16 protein-coding genes are annotated in these 15,524 nt (G+C 57.4%); 5 read left to right on the forward strand and 11 right to left on the reverse strand.

What is annotated here, in order from left to right; all coding sequences use genetic code 11:
* Positions 1–4: 4 nt before the first annotated feature.
* The 6 genes from RQI55_RS18075 to RQI55_RS18100 form a co-directional block, all read right to left on the reverse strand.
* Positions 5–1,054 (reverse strand): Gfo/Idh/MocA family oxidoreductase, encoded by a 1,050-nt coding sequence (locus tag RQI55_RS18075; protein WP_311273090.1) that lies wholly within the window; start codon positions 1,052–1,054, stop codon positions 5–7.
* 6 nt (positions 1,055–1,060) lie between these two features.
* Positions 1,061–1,846 (reverse strand): ThuA domain-containing protein, encoded by a 786-nt coding sequence (locus tag RQI55_RS18080; protein WP_311273091.1) that lies wholly within the window; start codon positions 1,844–1,846, stop codon positions 1,061–1,063.
* A 61-nt stretch (positions 1,847–1,907) separates the two neighbouring features.
* The gene (locus RQI55_RS18085) at positions 1,908–2,933 is read right to left on the reverse strand and encodes a sn-glycerol-3-phosphate ABC transporter ATP-binding protein UgpC (protein WP_311273092.1); all 1,026 of its coding nucleotides are present in this window, start codon (positions 2,931–2,933) and stop codon (positions 1,908–1,910) included.
* A gap of 11 nt (positions 2,934–2,944) precedes the next feature.
* Positions 2,945–3,778: a carbohydrate ABC transporter permease gene (locus RQI55_RS18090; protein ID WP_311273093.1), complete on the reverse strand. Its 834-nt coding sequence runs from the start codon at positions 3,776–3,778 to the stop codon at positions 2,945–2,947.
* Positions 3,775–4,743, reverse strand: a complete 969-nt coding sequence (locus RQI55_RS18095; RefSeq protein WP_311273094.1) for a sugar ABC transporter permease — start codon at positions 4,741–4,743, stop codon at positions 3,775–3,777. The genes RQI55_RS18090 and RQI55_RS18095 overlap by 4 nt, the downstream gene beginning before the upstream one ends.
* A 68-nt stretch (positions 4,744–4,811) precedes the next feature.
* Positions 4,812–6,065, reverse strand: a complete 1,254-nt coding sequence (locus RQI55_RS18100) for an ABC transporter substrate-binding protein (RefSeq protein WP_409233750.1) — start codon at positions 6,063–6,065, stop codon at positions 4,812–4,814.
* Positions 6,066–6,338: 273 nt separating this feature from the next.
* On the opposite strand from RQI55_RS18100, the gene RQI55_RS18105 reads away from it, so the two are divergent.
* The 3 genes from RQI55_RS18105 to RQI55_RS18115 all read left to right on the forward strand — a co-directional run bounded on the left by RQI55_RS18105 (position 6,339) and on the right by RQI55_RS18115 (position 8,002).
* Positions 6,339–7,376, forward strand: a complete 1,038-nt coding sequence (locus tag RQI55_RS18105) for a substrate-binding domain-containing protein (RefSeq protein ID WP_311273103.1) — start codon at positions 6,339–6,341, stop codon at positions 7,374–7,376.
* A 110-nt stretch (positions 7,377–7,486) separates the two neighbouring features.
* Entirely contained in the window at positions 7,487–7,681 is a 195-nt protein-coding gene (locus tag RQI55_RS18110; RefSeq protein ID WP_042616765.1) for a hypothetical protein, read from the forward strand.
* A 162-nt stretch (positions 7,682–7,843) separates the two neighbouring features.
* Entirely contained in the window at positions 7,844–8,002 is a 159-nt protein-coding gene (locus tag RQI55_RS18115; RefSeq protein WP_042616764.1) for a hypothetical protein, read from the forward strand.
* A gap of 3 nt (positions 8,003–8,005) precedes the next feature.
* Here the strand turns inward: RQI55_RS18115 and RQI55_RS18120 are convergent, their stop codons facing one another.
* The 5 genes from RQI55_RS18120 to RQI55_RS18140 form a co-directional block, all read right to left on the reverse strand.
* Complete coding sequence (locus tag RQI55_RS18120) at positions 8,006–8,887, reverse strand: SMP-30/gluconolactonase/LRE family protein (protein WP_042616763.1); 882 nt, start codon at positions 8,885–8,887, stop codon at positions 8,006–8,008.
* Between the two features lie 65 nt (positions 8,888–8,952).
* Positions 8,953–10,608: a DapH/DapD/GlmU-related protein gene (locus RQI55_RS18125; protein ID WP_042616762.1), complete on the reverse strand. Its 1,656-nt coding sequence runs from the start codon at positions 10,606–10,608 to the stop codon at positions 8,953–8,955.
* Positions 10,609–10,704: 96 nt separating this feature from the next.
* A complete protein-coding gene (locus RQI55_RS18130) occupies positions 10,705–11,085 on the reverse strand; it encodes a response regulator (protein WP_042616761.1) in 381 nt (126 codons plus the stop codon).
* The gene (locus RQI55_RS18135; RefSeq protein WP_236727906.1) at positions 11,075–14,482 is read right to left on the reverse strand and encodes a CheR family methyltransferase; all 3,408 of its coding nucleotides are present in this window, start codon (positions 14,480–14,482) and stop codon (positions 11,075–11,077) included. Before RQI55_RS18135 ends, RQI55_RS18130 begins: the two co-directional genes overlap by 11 nt.
* Positions 14,483–14,532: 50 nt before the next feature.
* Positions 14,533–14,985, reverse strand: coding sequence for a PAS domain-containing protein (locus tag RQI55_RS18140; RefSeq protein WP_311273104.1), 453 nt, complete (start codon positions 14,983–14,985; stop codon positions 14,533–14,535).
* Here RQI55_RS18140 and RQI55_RS18145 point away from each other — a divergent pair.
* Complete coding sequence (locus tag RQI55_RS18145) at positions 14,878–15,099, forward strand: hypothetical protein (protein WP_311273105.1); 222 nt, start codon at positions 14,878–14,880, stop codon at positions 15,097–15,099. The genes RQI55_RS18140 and RQI55_RS18145 overlap by 108 nt on opposite strands.
* A gap of 223 nt (positions 15,100–15,322) precedes the next feature.
* Complete coding sequence (locus RQI55_RS18150; protein WP_042616759.1) at positions 15,323–15,520, forward strand: Flp family type IVb pilin; 198 nt, start codon at positions 15,323–15,325, stop codon at positions 15,518–15,520.
* The last annotated feature ends 4 nt before the right edge of the window (positions 15,521–15,524 follow it).

Consider the following 15,524-nt stretch of genomic DNA (forward strand, 5'->3'; position numbering starts at 1 on the left):
TATATCAGGCGGAGACGGCGATTTCGCGTCTTTCGCGGTCGGTGACGATGGAAAGGTCGAGAACTTTCTGAAGATTGGCGGCATGGCGGAAATCGGGGTCCGCTGGTCCGCCTTGCATTACGGCGCGCGCGAATTTCTCGTAATTCGTCTCGACAGGATCCACCTCGATGTCGCGCCATACGGCCTTTTCGACATCATCGCCCAGGCAGCCACGCAAGGTGGAGTATTCCGGTGTGTGGATTACTTCAACCGCTCCCTTGTCGCCATGCAGGCGAAGCCGCAGTTCGTTGAGATGCCCTGTTGCCCAGCGACTGGCGTGAATGACGCCCATGGCTCCGTTTTCCAGTTCCGCCGTCATGGTGAAACTGTCATTGGCGTCGAGATCATAGACGTCGATCTTGTTGCCTTCATATTTGTCGAAGGTTTTCAGGCGCGTGAAAATGCGCTCCACATCGCTGCCTGCGCCATAGGAGGCGAAGTCGAGAATGTGGATGCCCACATCGCCCAGCACGCCGTTCGACCCATGCTTGGTGGACAGACGCCAGAGCCATTTGCTCTCGGTCATCCAGTCGCCCCAGGCCTTGGACACTAGCCAGCTCTGAAGATAGGAGGCTTCCATATGCCGTAGCTTGCCGATCTTGCCCTCCAGCACCATCTGCCGCGCGACCTGAAGCGGGGCCACATTGCGGTAGGTCAGGTTGACCATGGCGACGAGGCCGGCTTTTTCCGCAGCATCGGCCATCTCAGCGGCCTTGGCATAGGTTTCCGCCAATGGCTTTTCGCAGAACACATGCTTGCCTGCGGCCAGAAGCTTCAGGCTGGTCGGATGGTGGATGGCATCCGGCGTGACATTGGCAACGGCATCGAATTCGCCCCATTCAATCGCATCATCGAGCGAGGTGAAGGTGGACGGAATGTTGTGGCGGGCGGCGAAGGCACGCACGACCACATCGTCCACATCCACAGCCGCAACCAGCTCAACGCCTGAAATCAGCGAGAAGTGCATGGCATGGGTATTGGCCATGCCGCCTGTTCCTAAAATGACAAGTCTCATGATGGATTACCTGTACCCTGCTTCGCCAGCGGAGTGCAGCTTGGGACCGCGCTCCTCGATTTTTTCCGGTGCGTTTTCCACCGGCACGTTGGGCGCATCGTGAATGGTTTTCAGCGCACCGGCGGGATTATAGGCCCACTTTACCGAATTGCTGATGACCTTCTGCACATTGGCGTCGTGATAGGTGGGGTAGGTTTCGTGGCCGGGGCGGAAATAGAAGATGTTGCCCGCACCGCGACGCCATGTGAGGCCGGAGCGGAAGACCTCACCACCTTGGAACCAAGAAATGAAAACGGTTTCAAGCGGCTCGGGAACGGAAAACTGCTCGCCGTACATCTCTTCGTTCTCAAGCTCGAAATGCTCTGGCAATCCTGCCGCAATCGGGTGGCGGGGATTGATGGTCCAGATGCGCTCGCGCTCGCCCGCCTCGCGCCATTTCAGCGCGCAGGGCGTGCCCATCAGGCGTTTGAACGGCTTGGAGAAGTGGCCGGAATGCAGCACGATGAGGCCCATGCCTTCCCAGACGCGTTTTGCCACGCGCTCGACGATCTCGTCGTCCACGGCCCCATGGTCCTTGTGGCCCCACCAGATCAGCACGTCGGTCTTGTCGAGCCGCTCCTGCGAAAGCCCGTGTTCCGGCTCCTGAAGTGTGGCTGTCGTTGCGTTGATCTCGGGTTCCTTGTTAAGCGCGTCCGCAATCGCCGTGTGCATGCCGGTGGGGTAGAGAGCACCAACTGTCTCATTGATATGCTCGTGAATATTCTCGCCCCAGACGACGGTATTAATGGTCATGTCTATGCTCCCTGGTGAACCGGCGCGGCTGGACAGCCGCCCGGTGAAGATGGTTGTTCAACTATGCGGCACGCGAACGGGTTCCGGGCAGCGCGTTGCCCTGCGCGTCGAAGCGGTGAATATGCTCTGCCAATGGTGCCAGAGTCAGCTTGTGCCCGGCCTGCCGGGCGGACACGCCTTCCTCGCGCACGACGACAGGCTCTTCCGTGCCCATATCGACGTAGATATAGGTGTCAGATCCCAGCATTTCGGCATGCACAATATCGCCTGTCCAGCCGCCGATTCCGTCTGTTGCCGTGATATGTTCGGGCCGGATGCCAACGGTATGTGCACCATAGGCTTCCGCAAGCTTGCCGGTCAGAAAATTCATTTTCGGAGATCCGATGAAGCCTGCGACGAATGTGTTGACGGGTGCTTCATAAAGCTCCAGCGGCGTTCCCACCTGTTCCACACGGCCATCCTGCAACACGCAAATCCTGTCGGCCAGCGTCATGGCTTCCACCTGATCATGGGTCACGTAGATCATTGTCGTGTCAGGCATAGTGCGGTTCAATTTGGCGATTTCGAGACGCGTCGCCACGCGCAGCGCCGCATCGAGGTTGGAAAGCGGCTCATCGAACAGGAAGACCTTCGGATCGCGCACGATGGCGCGACCAATGGCCACGCGCTGGCGTTGGCCACCGGAAAGCTGTTTAGGCAGGCGTTGAAGGTAAGGTGTCAATTGCAGCATGTCCGCTGCCGCCTCCACCCTTTTGCGCCTGTCGTCCTTGCTGGAACCGGCAAGCTTCAGGCCGAAGGCCATATTCTCGAACACGGTCATATGCGGGTAGAGCGCATAGGACTGGAACACCATGGCCACACCCCGCTGTGCGGGTGCAAGGCGGTTGACGACCTCGTCTTCAAAGGAAAGCTCGCCGCCGGTGATTTCCTCCAGCCCGCAGATCAGCCGCAGAAGCGTGGACTTGCCGCAGCCGGAAGGGCCGACGAAGACCATGAACTCGCCTGAGTGAATATCCATGTCGATGCCTTTGATGACATCGAAAGCGCCGAAGGATTTTTTGATATTGCGCAGTTTTATGCTGGTCATGAAAAAGTCTCCTAACCCTTGACGCCACCAGCCGTGAGGCCGGAAATGATGCGCCGCTGGAAGATCAGAACGAGAATGACGAGGGGCACGGTGACGATGACAGACGCCGCCATGATCGTTCCCCATGGAATTTCAAATTGCGAGCTGCCGGACAGAAGCGCGATGGCCACCGGCACCGTCCGCTGGTCGTTTGATGACGTAAAGGTCAGCGCAAACAGGAACTCGTTCCACGCGGCAATGAAGGCCAGAAGGCCTGTCGTGACCAGCGCTGGCCACATCAACGGCATAAACACCTGCGTGATGATGACCCAGGGCGTTGCCCCATCGACAATCGCCGCTTCTTCGATTTCCATGGGCAGATCCCGCATGAAGGTGGTCAGCACCCACACGGTGAATGGCAGCGTGAAAATCATGTAGGAGAAGATCAGCGCAAGCGGCGTGTTGAACACACCCGCCCAGCGGATCAGCTCGAACAATCCGGCCAGAACCGCGATCTGCGGAAACATCGAGACGGACAGGATCGTCAGTAGCAGAAGCGAGCGGCCTTTGAAGCGCACGCGCGCCAGTGCGTATGCTGCCGTCACGGCCAGAAACAGCGACAGAACCACGACGCATGTGGCAACCAGCAGCGAATTGCCCAGATTGCGCAGAAAGCTGTCATTGCCCAGCACGTCACTGTAATTGCTGAAGGATATGTTCTTCGGCAGATAGTTGATCTCAAACAGCGCAGTGCCTGTCTTGAAGCTCGTCAGGATCGCATAGTAAAACGGAAAGATCGCAACGATCACGATAATGGCGACAAGCGCATAAAACGCCGTCGTCTTGATAAAGCCGGAAACGGTCATCGTGCTCCTCCATCCGTGTTAACCCGGCCAAGCCACATATAGATGATGGTGATGGACGCGATGATGAGAAACAGCATGGTGGATGCCGCCGCGCCATAGGCGAACTTGTCGAAATCGAACAGGTTCTCGCGGGCAAGCACAGACATGGTTCTGGTCTGCGAATTGTTCGGCGTCAGAATATAGATGAGGTCGAAGACCCGCATGGCATCCAGCATGCGGAAGATAACCGCCACCATCAAGGCAGGGCGGATCATCGGCAATGTCACGCGTAAGAAAACCTTTATGGGATGGATACCGTCTACCTTTGCGGCCTCATACATATCCTTCGGCACCATCTGCAAACCGGCCAGAATGAGCAGCGCCATGAAGGGTGTGGTCTTCCAGACGTCCACGATCAGCACAGCCGTCATCGCCGTTTCAGGGTTGGCGGTCCAGGCGATCCTTTGCGATATGAGGCCGAGGTTCAGCATCATGTCGTTCAGGATGCCAAACTGGTCATTCAGCATCCACGCCCACATGCGGGCGGAAACGATGGTGGGAATGGCCCATGGAATGAGAATGGCGGCACGCACCAGTCCGCGACCCTTGAACTCCGCATTCAGGACCAGCGCGACGATCAGGCCCAGCACGGTTTCTATCGAAACCGAAAGCATAGTGAATTTCAGCGTGTTCCAGACGGCTGCCCACCAGGCTGCGTCTGCCAGAAGGCCGCGATAGATGGTGCGACCGCTGCTCAGCGTAATCCAGGAGAGGTAGTTCTTCAGGCCGACGAATTGCGCGTCGGAAAGATTGGTCAGCGACGCATCCGTCAGGCTGAACCACACGGTGCGAACCAGCGGCCAGCCAGCCACAAGCGCCAGCGTCAGAAATGTCGGGGCGAGAAACAGCCAGGCAGAGCGCAGACGCTGCGAATGCAGGTCGGAGCCTGCCGAGGCCGCAGGCCTGTCAGGGGGTGTCGTTTTCATCAGGGATTTCCACCATTGCTGAAGAGGTCAAGCGGCCGGTGAAAGGCGCTCGACCTCGATGCGCCAGATTACCAGCTGTTTCCCTTGAGATCGGTCAGCTCGACTTCGAGAAGTTCGAGGTTCTCGGCAGCGGTGCCGGTGCCAGACAGCGTGTTGTGAACGGCGCCCCAGAATTTCGCGGAAACCTCGTTGTACTTCACCTTGGTTGCCGCTGATGGGCGCGGCACGGCGGTCTCGAAGATCGGCTTCCACAGTGGCATGAAAGGCTGCGCGGCGGCCACATCCTTGTCGTCATAGAGCGACGCGATGGTCGGCATGTTGGAAAGCTCGATCGCCCGCTTCTTCTGTGTTTCCTCGGAACCAAGGAATTTCACCAGAGCAATCGCAGCTTCCTGGTTCTTCGAATATTTCGAAACCGCAGCGTTCCAGCCGCCCAGAGTGGAAGCACCTTCTTGGCCCTCGGTTCCAGCTGGCAGCGGCACGACGCCGAACTTGCCCTTGATGGAGCTGTCATCGCCATTGCCCAGCGCATAGACATAGGGCCAGTTGCGCATGAACACGGAATTGCCCGTCTGCCAGATGCCGCGTGATTCCTCTTCCTTGTAAGCAAGCGCGCCCTGCGGAGAGATGGTGCCGATCCAGCTTTTGGCCATCTCCAGAGCCGCTGCCGCCTTCTCATTGTTGATGCTGATATCGCCATTGGTTTCAACGATGCGCCCGCCGCCTGCCGATGCGATCCACTCCAGCGCGTTGCAGGTCAGGCCCTCATAGGCGCTGCCCTGAAACACGAAGCCCCACATGTCCTTCTGGCCGCCCTCGCGCTCCTTGTCCTGAATGTCCTTGGCGGTCTGCGACATCTCTGCCCAGGTCTTGGGTGGCTGCTTTCCGTATTTCTCCAGCAGGTCCTTGCGGTAGAAGAGTGCAGGTGCATCCGTGTACATCGGCATAGCAACCAGCTTGCCATCGACTGTCTGGGACGCGACGACGGAAGGGAAATGCTTGGCGACGACGTCTTTGGCGGCGTCGGTCAGATCTACGAATTGCTCAGCCAGCTGTGGGGCCCAAACAATATCTGTCTGGTACACGTCAACATCGGTGTTTCCAGCGGCAAGCCACAGGCGATACTGGCTGAATTGTTCGCTTGACGATGGTGGCATGGTCACAAGCTTGACCGTGTGGCCGCTCTGTTTTTCAAACTCCACCAGCCGCTCGCGGATAAAATTCAGATTCTTGCCGGTCGAATTCGCCGCCATCGATATCTCTGCAGCTTGCGCGGAAACACTTGCCGCGAGCACAGCACTGCACAGCGCAATCACTCTCATTGAATCACCCATTGTCAAACCTCCTCCATGACGCGCCCAATCTTTTCCCAAAATTGAAAACGCTTTCGACTTTCGGAAGCTGACAAATTCTCATTTGTCTGTCAATAGGCGCTCAAAGAGTTGAATATCCTTCATTTCTGGCGCCTTATGGTCAGGCTTAGGCGATTGATGGGCGTAACCTCATGATCAGTCGAATAAAAATTGAAAGCGATTTCAATTATTGCGCTTGAATCTTTTTTCTGATGATCGCATTCAGTAGAAGACGGGGGGATGATGAAGCTCAAGGAATTTGCCGAAAAAGTAGGGTTGTCGCCTACCACTGTCAGCCGGGCGCTTGGCGGCTACCCGGAAGTGCGCCAGGAAACCCGCGACCGCGTGGCCGAGGCTGCCCGCAAGTATGGCTACAGGCCAAATGCGAATGCTGTTCGCCTGGCGACAGGCCGGGCAGGGGCCATTGGCGTTGTGATGGGCCGCAGTGGCGGCGGGCATTTCTTTTCCGAATTCATGGGCGGCATGGCCACGCGTCTGGAGACGGAAGACACGGATATGCTCGTCAGTGTCACGACGGACAATGACATGGCGCAGGAGCTTAAAATCTTCAGCCGTCTGGCCGAAAGCGGGCGGGTGGATGGCATCATCATTCATTCGCCCCGCCCCGATGACGAACGCATTGAACTGCTTCACAAGCTTGGCCTTCCCTTCATCGTCCATGGGCGCTCAAAAACGCCGTATGAACATGCCTGGCTGGATATAGACAACCACGCGGTTGCCCACCTGTCCACGGTTCATCTTCTGGAGCGCGGACACCGGAAAATAGCGTTCATCAACGGCCCGCAGGGCAGAACCTTCGTCATTGATCGTGAGAAGGGTTACCGCGATGCTCTGGCATTGATGGATATCGCGCCGGATCCACGGTTGATGATGTCTGGGCCGTTTAGCGAGGAAACGGCTTTCCAGTTCGCCCGCTCCCTTCTGGAACAGGCCTCCCGCCCGACCGCATTTGTGGCAGGTGCCATGATGACGGCGCAGGGTGTCTACAGGGCGGCAAGCCAGCTCGGCCTCGTTATTGGCCGGGATGTGTCGGTGATTGCGCATGACGACGTGTTTCCCTACCTCACGCCTGAAAGCATGCTGCCTTCGCTTTCAACCACCCGTTCGTCCCAGCGCAAGGCGGGGGAGCGCGTCACGGACCTGCTGCTGCAGATCATTGCGGGGCGCCCGGTGAGCGAATGTCAGGAGCTTTGGCCTGTCGATCTCGTTTTGCGGCAATCATCTGGTCCACTTAGCGAAAATTTGAGCGGAGCAGCGTAACGGATTATCAAGCGGACATGCTATATTGTGGTCTCGCGGATGATTTGGTGCCGGTCTGGAGGGAACGCGGGCACCAATCGAAGCGTTGAGATGTCAAATGGGAGGGAGCCATGTTCGATTTCTTGAAAACACCTCGCGTCTCCACCGTCTCGGACGATGAGACAGGCACCTATGCCGACGCTTTCCTGCAAATGGCAGAGCTTCAGGCAGCCCGCACGACAACGCCTGAGCCGGGTCACGAAGCGCATATTCGCGATTACGGCAACAGCCGGAAAGTGGCCCGTGGATCCCTTGGCTTCGCCTGATCCTCAATCTGTTTGGAACCCCGAAGGGTTGCCGACGTTTACTTCATGAGACTGCAAGACGGGCAGGACAGAGTTCAACTGGACCTGAAGTGGCGAACGAAAGTGGACCATGGGGCGATGTGAGACACTGACTGCCCGTCGCAATTTGTGAGGTGAAAACCGATGACAGTTCTACCCGTCGAGCCCATTCCGGGCGATGTTCCGCCGCTTACCCCCCAGCCGGATGTTCCGCCCGTAAAAGAGCCGGAACCAGATACTTTGCCGGACACCTTCCCCAATCCCAATCCGGATGAGAATGACGACATTCCAAGGGTTTTGTGACGATTACCGCGCAAACCGGTGGACGGGAACACCGGGCGCAGGTGCTTCAAACGCAATGACGGTTCCAGCCACGCTGGTGCCGTCATTTTCCGTTGTAAGACTGGTGACAAAGAGCGTCTTCAAATCCGGTCCACCAAAGCAGGGCATTGTCGGCCCCTTGAACGGAAAGGTGTAGATTTCAACGATCTCACCATCCGGCGAAAAGCGGTTCAGCCTTCCAGCCTGAACGCCCGCACTCCAATAGAAACCCTCGCTATCGGTCGCCCCTCCATCGGGTCTACCTTCGCCATCTTTGAAATCGTGCAGGCGCCTTGCAGGGCGAATTTCCCCGGTCTGTGGCTCGAAATCAAAAACCTGGAGCAGCAGACCACTGCTATCGGAGTGGTACATTCTCTGCCCGTCCGGGCTCCAGGCCAAGCCGTTTGACGTGAACATGTTCTGATCGATCTTACGTTGCACATCACCGTTTGGCGCGACACGGTAAAGCCGCGCATTGGCAGTCGGCGGCACCGCCTCATCGCGTGTCCCCACCCAGAAATGCCCATCCGGCCCGATCTTGCCATCGTTCAGACGGCTGTCAGGCCGCCCCTCATCGGGGTCGCACAACAGTTCCAGCCGACCATTGGCCGGATCGAGAAGGTGCACGCCGGTCTGAAGACCGACAACAATCATTTCGCTTTCACACAGACCAAGACAGCCCACCGGAGCCGGCATCTCGAAACGCTCCAGCTTGCCGCCATGGCGAAGGCAAAAGACGGCAGGCGCCGGAATATCGACAAACCATAAGTCCCCTGTCCGCTCATCCCAAACGGGTGATTCACCGACTTTCAGTGGGACATCGATGAGTTGTCTGAACGTTGGTTCAATCGTGCGGGGCAGTTTCATGGTTCTCTCCTCGTCGGTCACCGGCGCAATGCCCGGTGCTCAAGGGCTTTGATGCGAAGGTATCTTTATAATCCCAGACCCACAGCCTGTGTGCGATGGATACCTTTTGGCACGAAAGCAAACTCATCGGCCATCCCCAGAATGTCAGCGGCGATGTGCAGTGTCGAAAGCCACATCTCCGTGCCTTGCAGGCCCGGTTGCTGGCCGCTGGCAAAGGCAAAACCTTGATTGTCCTGCCACCTCTCGGCGCCTCGCAGAATGACGCTCTCGGCTATTGCCTCCACCTCTAGCCTTCGCGCATCCGTCTGCTTGAGGCACAGAGAGAGCGGATGGACCGTGTCGAGCAGATTGCACGCCGTAAAGGTCTCGCCCGAAAAGCCAGCATAGTTTCGATAGTTTGTGATCACGGAATTGATGGTCGCTTCCGGGTAGGGCACCGGCAGACCAAACTGGGCGTAGGTGCCGCGCGTCAGGCGGTAAAAGCCGTTGACCGGTTGCAGCAGGCCTTCCGCCGCCGTTGGCTTGCCCCACAGTCCCGTTGTCCGGTCGGCATTCATGGTCAACCATCCGAACAGGGCTTCTCTGCCTGATGTCACCCCGAAATACCGCGCATTGAAATAGAGCGCTGTGCCGATGGCATCAATCCGGTCCCCGCACCGCCAGGCTCGGTTCTTCCAGGGCAAGCTATCGAGCCAGGCGCAAAGGGATGCTGCATCCATCTGCGCTGAGGTCAAGGCATGCTGTGGGTGAGACCCCAGAACCTCCAGCGCATAGCCGATGGACAGCACATTGTAGAGCGCTGCCGAATCCTCAAAAATATCGCTGTCGGGCTTTGGCGGCAAAAATGGATCGGGGAAAAACCCGGTGGCGGGATCCTGAAATCCCCGCAGCCGCGTCAGCAGTTCCTGCGCCTCATCTCCGATGGGCACGCTGCCAAAGCCGGCTGCGATTTCAATGGCGTCACATTCATGTCTGAGGCTTTGATGGAGCACGCCGTCTGCGCCCCGCGACATATAGCGGCCATCGGTTTTCGTCCGCTCAACAATACCCCGCCACTGCGCAGCCCCGGCCTTGCCAACCCGCTGCAAGGCGTCAGAAACCTCGCTCCGACGCGATTTGGTAGAAACGGCTGTCTCGCCCCGCCTGCGAATGACCTTGGCTGGCACACCGCCAGCAATCGCCATGTCGGGAATGTCTTTTACTACAACGGAACCGGCAGCGATGACGGCACCGTTTCCGATGGTCACGCCATCGAGAATAACGGCATTCGCGCCAATCCACACATCGTCGCCAATGGTGATGCCCAGCATCTCATGTTTTTGCTGATAGATCGGCACGTCGGGATCATCGAAGCCGTGGTTGAAACCGACAATGGAAACGAGAGATGCAATGCGAACACCATCGCCGCAGCGCACCTTGCCGGAAATGCAGGCATAGGGGTTTACGCTGCAATTGGCACCAAACTCGACGTCACCACGCACGATGGCGTGTCCTGCAATCCATGACCGTTCGCCCAGTGTCAGCCGGGACGTGAAGATCTGGGCGTCCCGCGCCACATAGGCGGATTGCGCTATATCGGCTCCGGCAACTGTTGAAAGGTGGTGTTTGACGGCGCGTTGGGCTGGCGTGTCGATTTCTTCGGGCAGGCGTTCCCATGTCAGGATCTGAAGCCTGTCTTCCCGTTCCAGAATGTGGCTCTGCCCGGGTTTCATATCGTCCATCGTCCGCACTCCTCACATCGAGGCGCTTTTGTCGCCCGACATGACAGGCGAGACAAGGAAGAATTCCAAAACGCTAATTTTTAAAGCGAGAAAAGGTCAGCAAGCCCGTCTGAGAGGCTCGATCTGTGTCACAAGCTGGTTCACCTCTTTCACGAGGCTGGTCGGCAGACATGGCTTAGGACAGAAGGCAGATTGTGGATAGACCTGCTCCAGCGTGCGGCCATCCGCATGGCCGGAGTGAAACACGAAAGGAATGTTGGTGTCTCTGAGCTTGTCGGCAACCGGAAATACGTCGCCATCGACAAGTCGTACATCCAGAATGGCGCAGGTTGGCTTGTTCTCTTCAAGGTAGGAAAGCGCTTCAGCCGTGCTGGGAAAAGGTCCTGCAACGGTCCAACCCTCGTCTTCGAGAGTCATCTGGATATCCATTGCCACGAATGTTTCGTCTTCAACAAGCAGTACAGTTTTATGCGACATGTCGAACCTTGATCGGCATCGTCAGAGTGTGGGTCAGCCCGTCTCCAACGATATCAGTTGAGACCGTGCCCCCGAGTTGCCTCGCAGCGCCAGCCAGAAGAACTGTTCCAAATCCAGCTTCTCCTGGGGCCTCAACGGCCTCAGTGCCGATTTCGTTCCATATCAAACGAATCTCTTCATTAGCTTCTTCCCAATGAATGTGCAGCTTGCCATCCGGCTTGCTCAAAATGCCGTGCTTGAGGGCATTCGTAGACCATTCGTGCAGAATGAGTGTCAGCGGCGTGATGAAGTTGACGGAGATCAGCAACTCACCGCCCTTGATGTCCATCGTCGCGTGTTGGTTATAGGGCGTCAGAATTGTTTCGATGAGATCATGGATGCGAACGGCAGATGTGCGTTTCTGGTTGGATGCAAGCGAATGCGCGCTTCCCAGCGCCAGAATCCGCCCCTCGACATCCTGCACCAACCCACCCACTGACTCGTGCTTGCGCGCCGCCATGCGCAGAATGCCGCCAATCATCGCGAAAAGGTTTTTGACGCGGTGGTTCATCTCGTTCAGCATCAATTCGCGAGCTTCTGAAAGCTCGTATTCGGCGGTCACATCCACACTCACGCCAATCACCCGCCCGGGGTTGCTTTCGTTCACATGGCGCGCAAAGGTTTTCAGCCAGCGTGGCTGGCCGTCATGGCTGGTGATGCGGGATGTCAGCTCGAATCCCGTATGGTCATCGATTGCCGTTTCCAGCGCCTTGCGCAGTTGCTGGCGGTCTGTGTCGCTGAAGCTTTCCAGCACCGCCTGAAGTGCCGGTGTTCCATCGCGGGTCTGAAGCAGCTCCATCGCCGTTCCGCCCAGCACGAACTCACCCCGGTCAGGCAGGAATTCCCACACGCCAATGCCTGCTGCCTCGATTGCAAGCTGATACCGCTCCCGTTCGGCGTTCAGCTGGCTTTCAACCCGCAGCGCGTGCGAAATGTCGGTCATGATGATGGTCGCGCCGTCTATCGTGCCATCGGCGGTGCGATAGGGAAGAATGCGCAGCGAAAATGTCCGCTCCTGCTCGCTGTCATTGACGGTTTGGTTATATTCCACGCCGTCTTCCATCACGGCATGGACGCGGGTGGAAAAGTCGAGAGACGGGAACCGGCTCGCCACCTCAAACAGCGGGCGTCCACGGTCGGTCGGCTGCAACGGGAATATGGCTGTGGCCGCACGTGTGTAGGAGCGCAGCCGCATGGCGCTATCCAGCACGATGACGGCAAGGCTGGTGGAATCGAAGAAATTCCGCAGGTCCGTATTGGCAACCGTCACCTCATCGACCTTGGTCTTCAGCTCGTCATTGACGGTCGATAGTTCCTCATTGGTCGATTGAAGCTCCTCGTTCATCGACATCATTTCTTCGTTGGAGCTCTTCAGCTCCTCATTGGCCGTTTCCAGCTCTTCGGTGGCGGAGCGCAGCCTGTGCTTTGCCAGACGCAGTTCCCGTTCCAGCGCCTCGACATGGTCGTCGCCCGGTTCCAGTTCCACCAGCTCGCTGGCTTCCAGCGGCGTAAACACCGATGTTTCCTGAAAAACGAGCAGACAGGTGTCGCCGTCGAGAGGATCGCAGATGATCTCCGTCTTCAGAGACCCGAAATCCGTCAACACATCCACATTGCGGGCAATGATCCGCTTGCCACTGGCACGCGCCTGCCGCACCAGAGCACCCAGATTTTCCCTAACGCCGGGACGCGCAAGCGCAGCCGCGCTGGTTTCGCTGGCGCCGGTCGGAAATTCGAAGAAGCGGCTCAGGCGCCCGTAGGCGGCAACGATCTGCCCGTCATTGTCCAGCACCACGCTTGCCGGAACATAGCGCTCAAGCAGCTTGGATGCGGCAAGTTGCTCGATCGGTTCGGGCGTGCGGGGCACTTGCCCACGCGATTGAGCGGAGCGTCTGGCATTCTGCTCGCCGGGCAGCGGAATAGGGTATGTCGGAGAGCCGGGAAGGCGTTCGAACAGTCTGGCTTTCTGGTCGATGACGGAAAACACAGTGTCGAACCGACCAACGGTTTCAGACGAGCCGAGAAACAGAAAGCCGCCCGGGCGGATCGCATAATGCAGAAGCGGCATGACCGTTTTCTGCAACTTGTCGTCAAAATAGATTAGCAGGTTGCGGCAGGACACCAGATCGACCTTGGAAAAAGGAGGATCCTTGATCAGGCTATGGCCGGAAAACCGGATCATATCGCGGATCTGGCCAACGAAATTGAACCGCTCCTTGTGCGGAATGACATATTGCTCCTGCAATTCATGCGGTATGTCGGCCAGCTGCGCGATCGGATAGGAGCCTTCTCGCGCAATCCTCAGCATGCTTTCGTCAATATCGGTCGCAAAAATCTGGACATTGCACGGTAGGTTGAGGGTTTTGGCGGCCTGCGCAAACAGAATGGCAATCGTATAGGCTTCCTCGCCGCTGGAGCAGCCGGGTATCCAGACCCGCACACCCTCCTGGCTGCCGGCAGAATCCTGCATCAGCCTCGTAATGGCATGTTCGTTCAGCACATCGAAGGACGAGCGATCCCGGAAAAACCGGGTCACATTGATCAGAAGATCACGAAACAGCGCCTCGCATTCGTCGTGGTCGCGCTGTACCCGCTGCAGATATTCATAGCCTCGGCTGATGCCCAGCACATGCATGCGCCGCTCGACCCGCCGTACGAAGGTGGTCTGCTTGTAACCGGCGAAATCATGACCGATGGTGCGGCGCAGTGCCGAGCACAGGTCATCGACAATGTCGGCAACGTCATTGCGTTCCCGCTCTTCCGCACTCTGGTTCTTGCGGAAGAAAAAGCCGCCAATGCAGGACAGGATCTGCTGCGGTGGCTTCACGAAATCCACAAGCCCGGTGCCGGTGGCAGAAACCGGCATGCCATCGTATTTGGCAGTCGAAGGCTCTTGAACGACGCAGAGGCCACCATTTTCCTTGATGGCGCGCAGCCCAGTCGAGCCATCTGCACCGGTGCCGGACAGAATGACACAGGCCGCATTTGATTGCTGGTCGTTTGCCAGCGATATGAAGAAATCGTCGATGGGACGGCGCAAGCCGCGTGGCTGCGCGAAATCATTGAGAACAAGGCGCCCCTGTTCGATGCTCAGGCCCTTGCCCGGAGGGATGATGAAAACCGTATCAGCCGTGATGGCTTCGCCACCCTCGCATTGCAGCACATCCAGCTTCGTGTGCCGGTCCAGAAGCTCTGCCAGCATGCTTTCATGGTGCGGATCAAGATGTTGCACGACCACAAGGGCAAGCCCGGTCGGAAAATCGGCTGCGGTCAGCATTTCACGCAGAGCTTCCAGGCCACCAGCAGAAGAGCCTACGCCGACAACGGGCACGGAATGAGCGATATTTTCCTGAGACAAAATGGGTCCTTGAAATGTCCTAAGCTGGAACGATCAAAAAACGGGAACGATCAATACGGGGTGTTTTGTTCCAGTTCCGCCAAAGTGAGTTTTGCCTGAGCAATCGTGTTGGTGGAGTTTGCAATCATCGCAAGGGTTCCCTCGATCATGATGTTGTGGTCATCAAGCAGCGGCTTGAGCGTCTTCAGCGTGTCGTCTAGTTCCAGGTCATAGGCCTGGAGCAGGTGCTTGTGAGCACGGCTGACATCGAACTGTGAGGCAAGGATGTAGCGGACCTGTCCCGAGTTTGCCTTCAACTTCGACATGAAGAGCAAATTCACAAAAGGACTGCTGTCCTTGCGAAAATTGACGATGGTCGTGCGCATTGTCGCTGGACCGTCGGCTTTGAGAAATGCGTGGATCTTGCCACGAGCCTCGGTGTTGGGCGCATTCGTTCCGTTCTGGCTGGTCTGCAGCATTCGGCAGTTTTTACCAACCACGTCGTCGCTGCCATAGCCCGTCAAGGTGCAGAATTTCTGGTTCACCAAGGCAAGGTGCTGGTCACCGCCAGCGTGGGACAGAGCAAGGGCGATAGTCGATTTTTGGAAGAAATCCTGAAGGGGAGGATCAATCTCTAGCAGTGGCCTATCGCTCTTCGTTCATATCTGGGTATTCGTTTTTATTATAATATTCTTCTTCATGAAAGGTTTCAGCGGTGAAATTAAGACGGCTGTGCTGCCGACGCATTCCGGGCGGCGGTATGGTCGGTCAGGGCGTAACAGTTTGCACATCTTATTGCGCTAAGTTGCCCTTGGGTTTCATCTGCGCGTCTCGAACGCGCGGGGGTAAAGGGTGTTGGGCATGACATGCAGAACGGATTTCGTGGCACGCAAATTGATGGCTCTGGCTGCGGACAGCCGAGGCGCGACGGCCATCGAATACGGCCTTATCATCGGTATCATCGCTGCTTCCCTGATTTTGGGCATGGAAAGCATTCGAGATAATCTGCTGGCGATCTTCAAGCTTATTAGCGATACGCTCGCCAACTCACTCGCCTGATTTC

Source organism: Rhizobium sp. WCS2018Hpa-16, assembly GCF_031843705.1.
GTDB classification, from domain to species: Bacteria; Pseudomonadota; Alphaproteobacteria; order Rhizobiales; family Rhizobiaceae; genus Agrobacterium; species Agrobacterium tumefaciens_C.

Coding starts and splice junctions, on each gene's coding strand:
- RQI55_RS18075 (WP_311273090.1), bottom strand. CDS start 1,054: ATGAGACTTGTCATTTTAGGAACAGGCGGCATGGCCAATACCCATGCC.
- RQI55_RS18080 (WP_311273091.1), bottom strand. CDS start 1,846: ATGACCATTAATACCGTCGTCTGGGGCGAGAATATTCACGAGCATATC.
- RQI55_RS18085 (WP_311273092.1), bottom strand. CDS start 2,933: ATGACCAGCATAAAACTGCGCAATATCAAAAAATCCTTCGGCGCTTTC.
- RQI55_RS18090 (WP_311273093.1), bottom strand. CDS start 3,778: ATGACCGTTTCCGGCTTTATCAAGACGACGGCGTTTTATGCGCTTGTC.
- RQI55_RS18095 (WP_311273094.1), bottom strand. CDS start 4,743: ATGAAAACGACACCCCCTGACAGGCCTGCGGCCTCGGCAGGCTCCGAC.
- RQI55_RS18100 (WP_409233750.1), bottom strand. CDS start 6,065: ATGAGAGTGATTGCGCTGTGCAGTGCTGTGCTCGCGGCAAGTGTTTCC.
- RQI55_RS18105 (WP_311273103.1), top strand. CDS start 6,339: ATGAAGCTCAAGGAATTTGCCGAAAAAGTAGGGTTGTCGCCTACCACT.
- RQI55_RS18110 (WP_042616765.1), top strand. CDS start 7,487: ATGTTCGATTTCTTGAAAACACCTCGCGTCTCCACCGTCTCGGACGAT.
- RQI55_RS18115 (WP_042616764.1), top strand. CDS start 7,844: ATGACAGTTCTACCCGTCGAGCCCATTCCGGGCGATGTTCCGCCGCTT.
- RQI55_RS18120 (WP_042616763.1), bottom strand. CDS start 8,887: ATGAAACTGCCCCGCACGATTGAACCAACGTTCAGACAACTCATCGAT.
- RQI55_RS18125 (WP_042616762.1), bottom strand. CDS start 10,608: ATGGACGATATGAAACCCGGGCAGAGCCACATTCTGGAACGGGAAGAC.
- RQI55_RS18130 (WP_042616761.1), bottom strand. CDS start 11,085: ATGTCGCATAAAACTGTACTGCTTGTTGAAGACGAAACATTCGTGGCA.
- RQI55_RS18150 (WP_042616759.1), top strand. CDS start 15,323: ATGACATGCAGAACGGATTTCGTGGCACGCAAATTGATGGCTCTGGCT.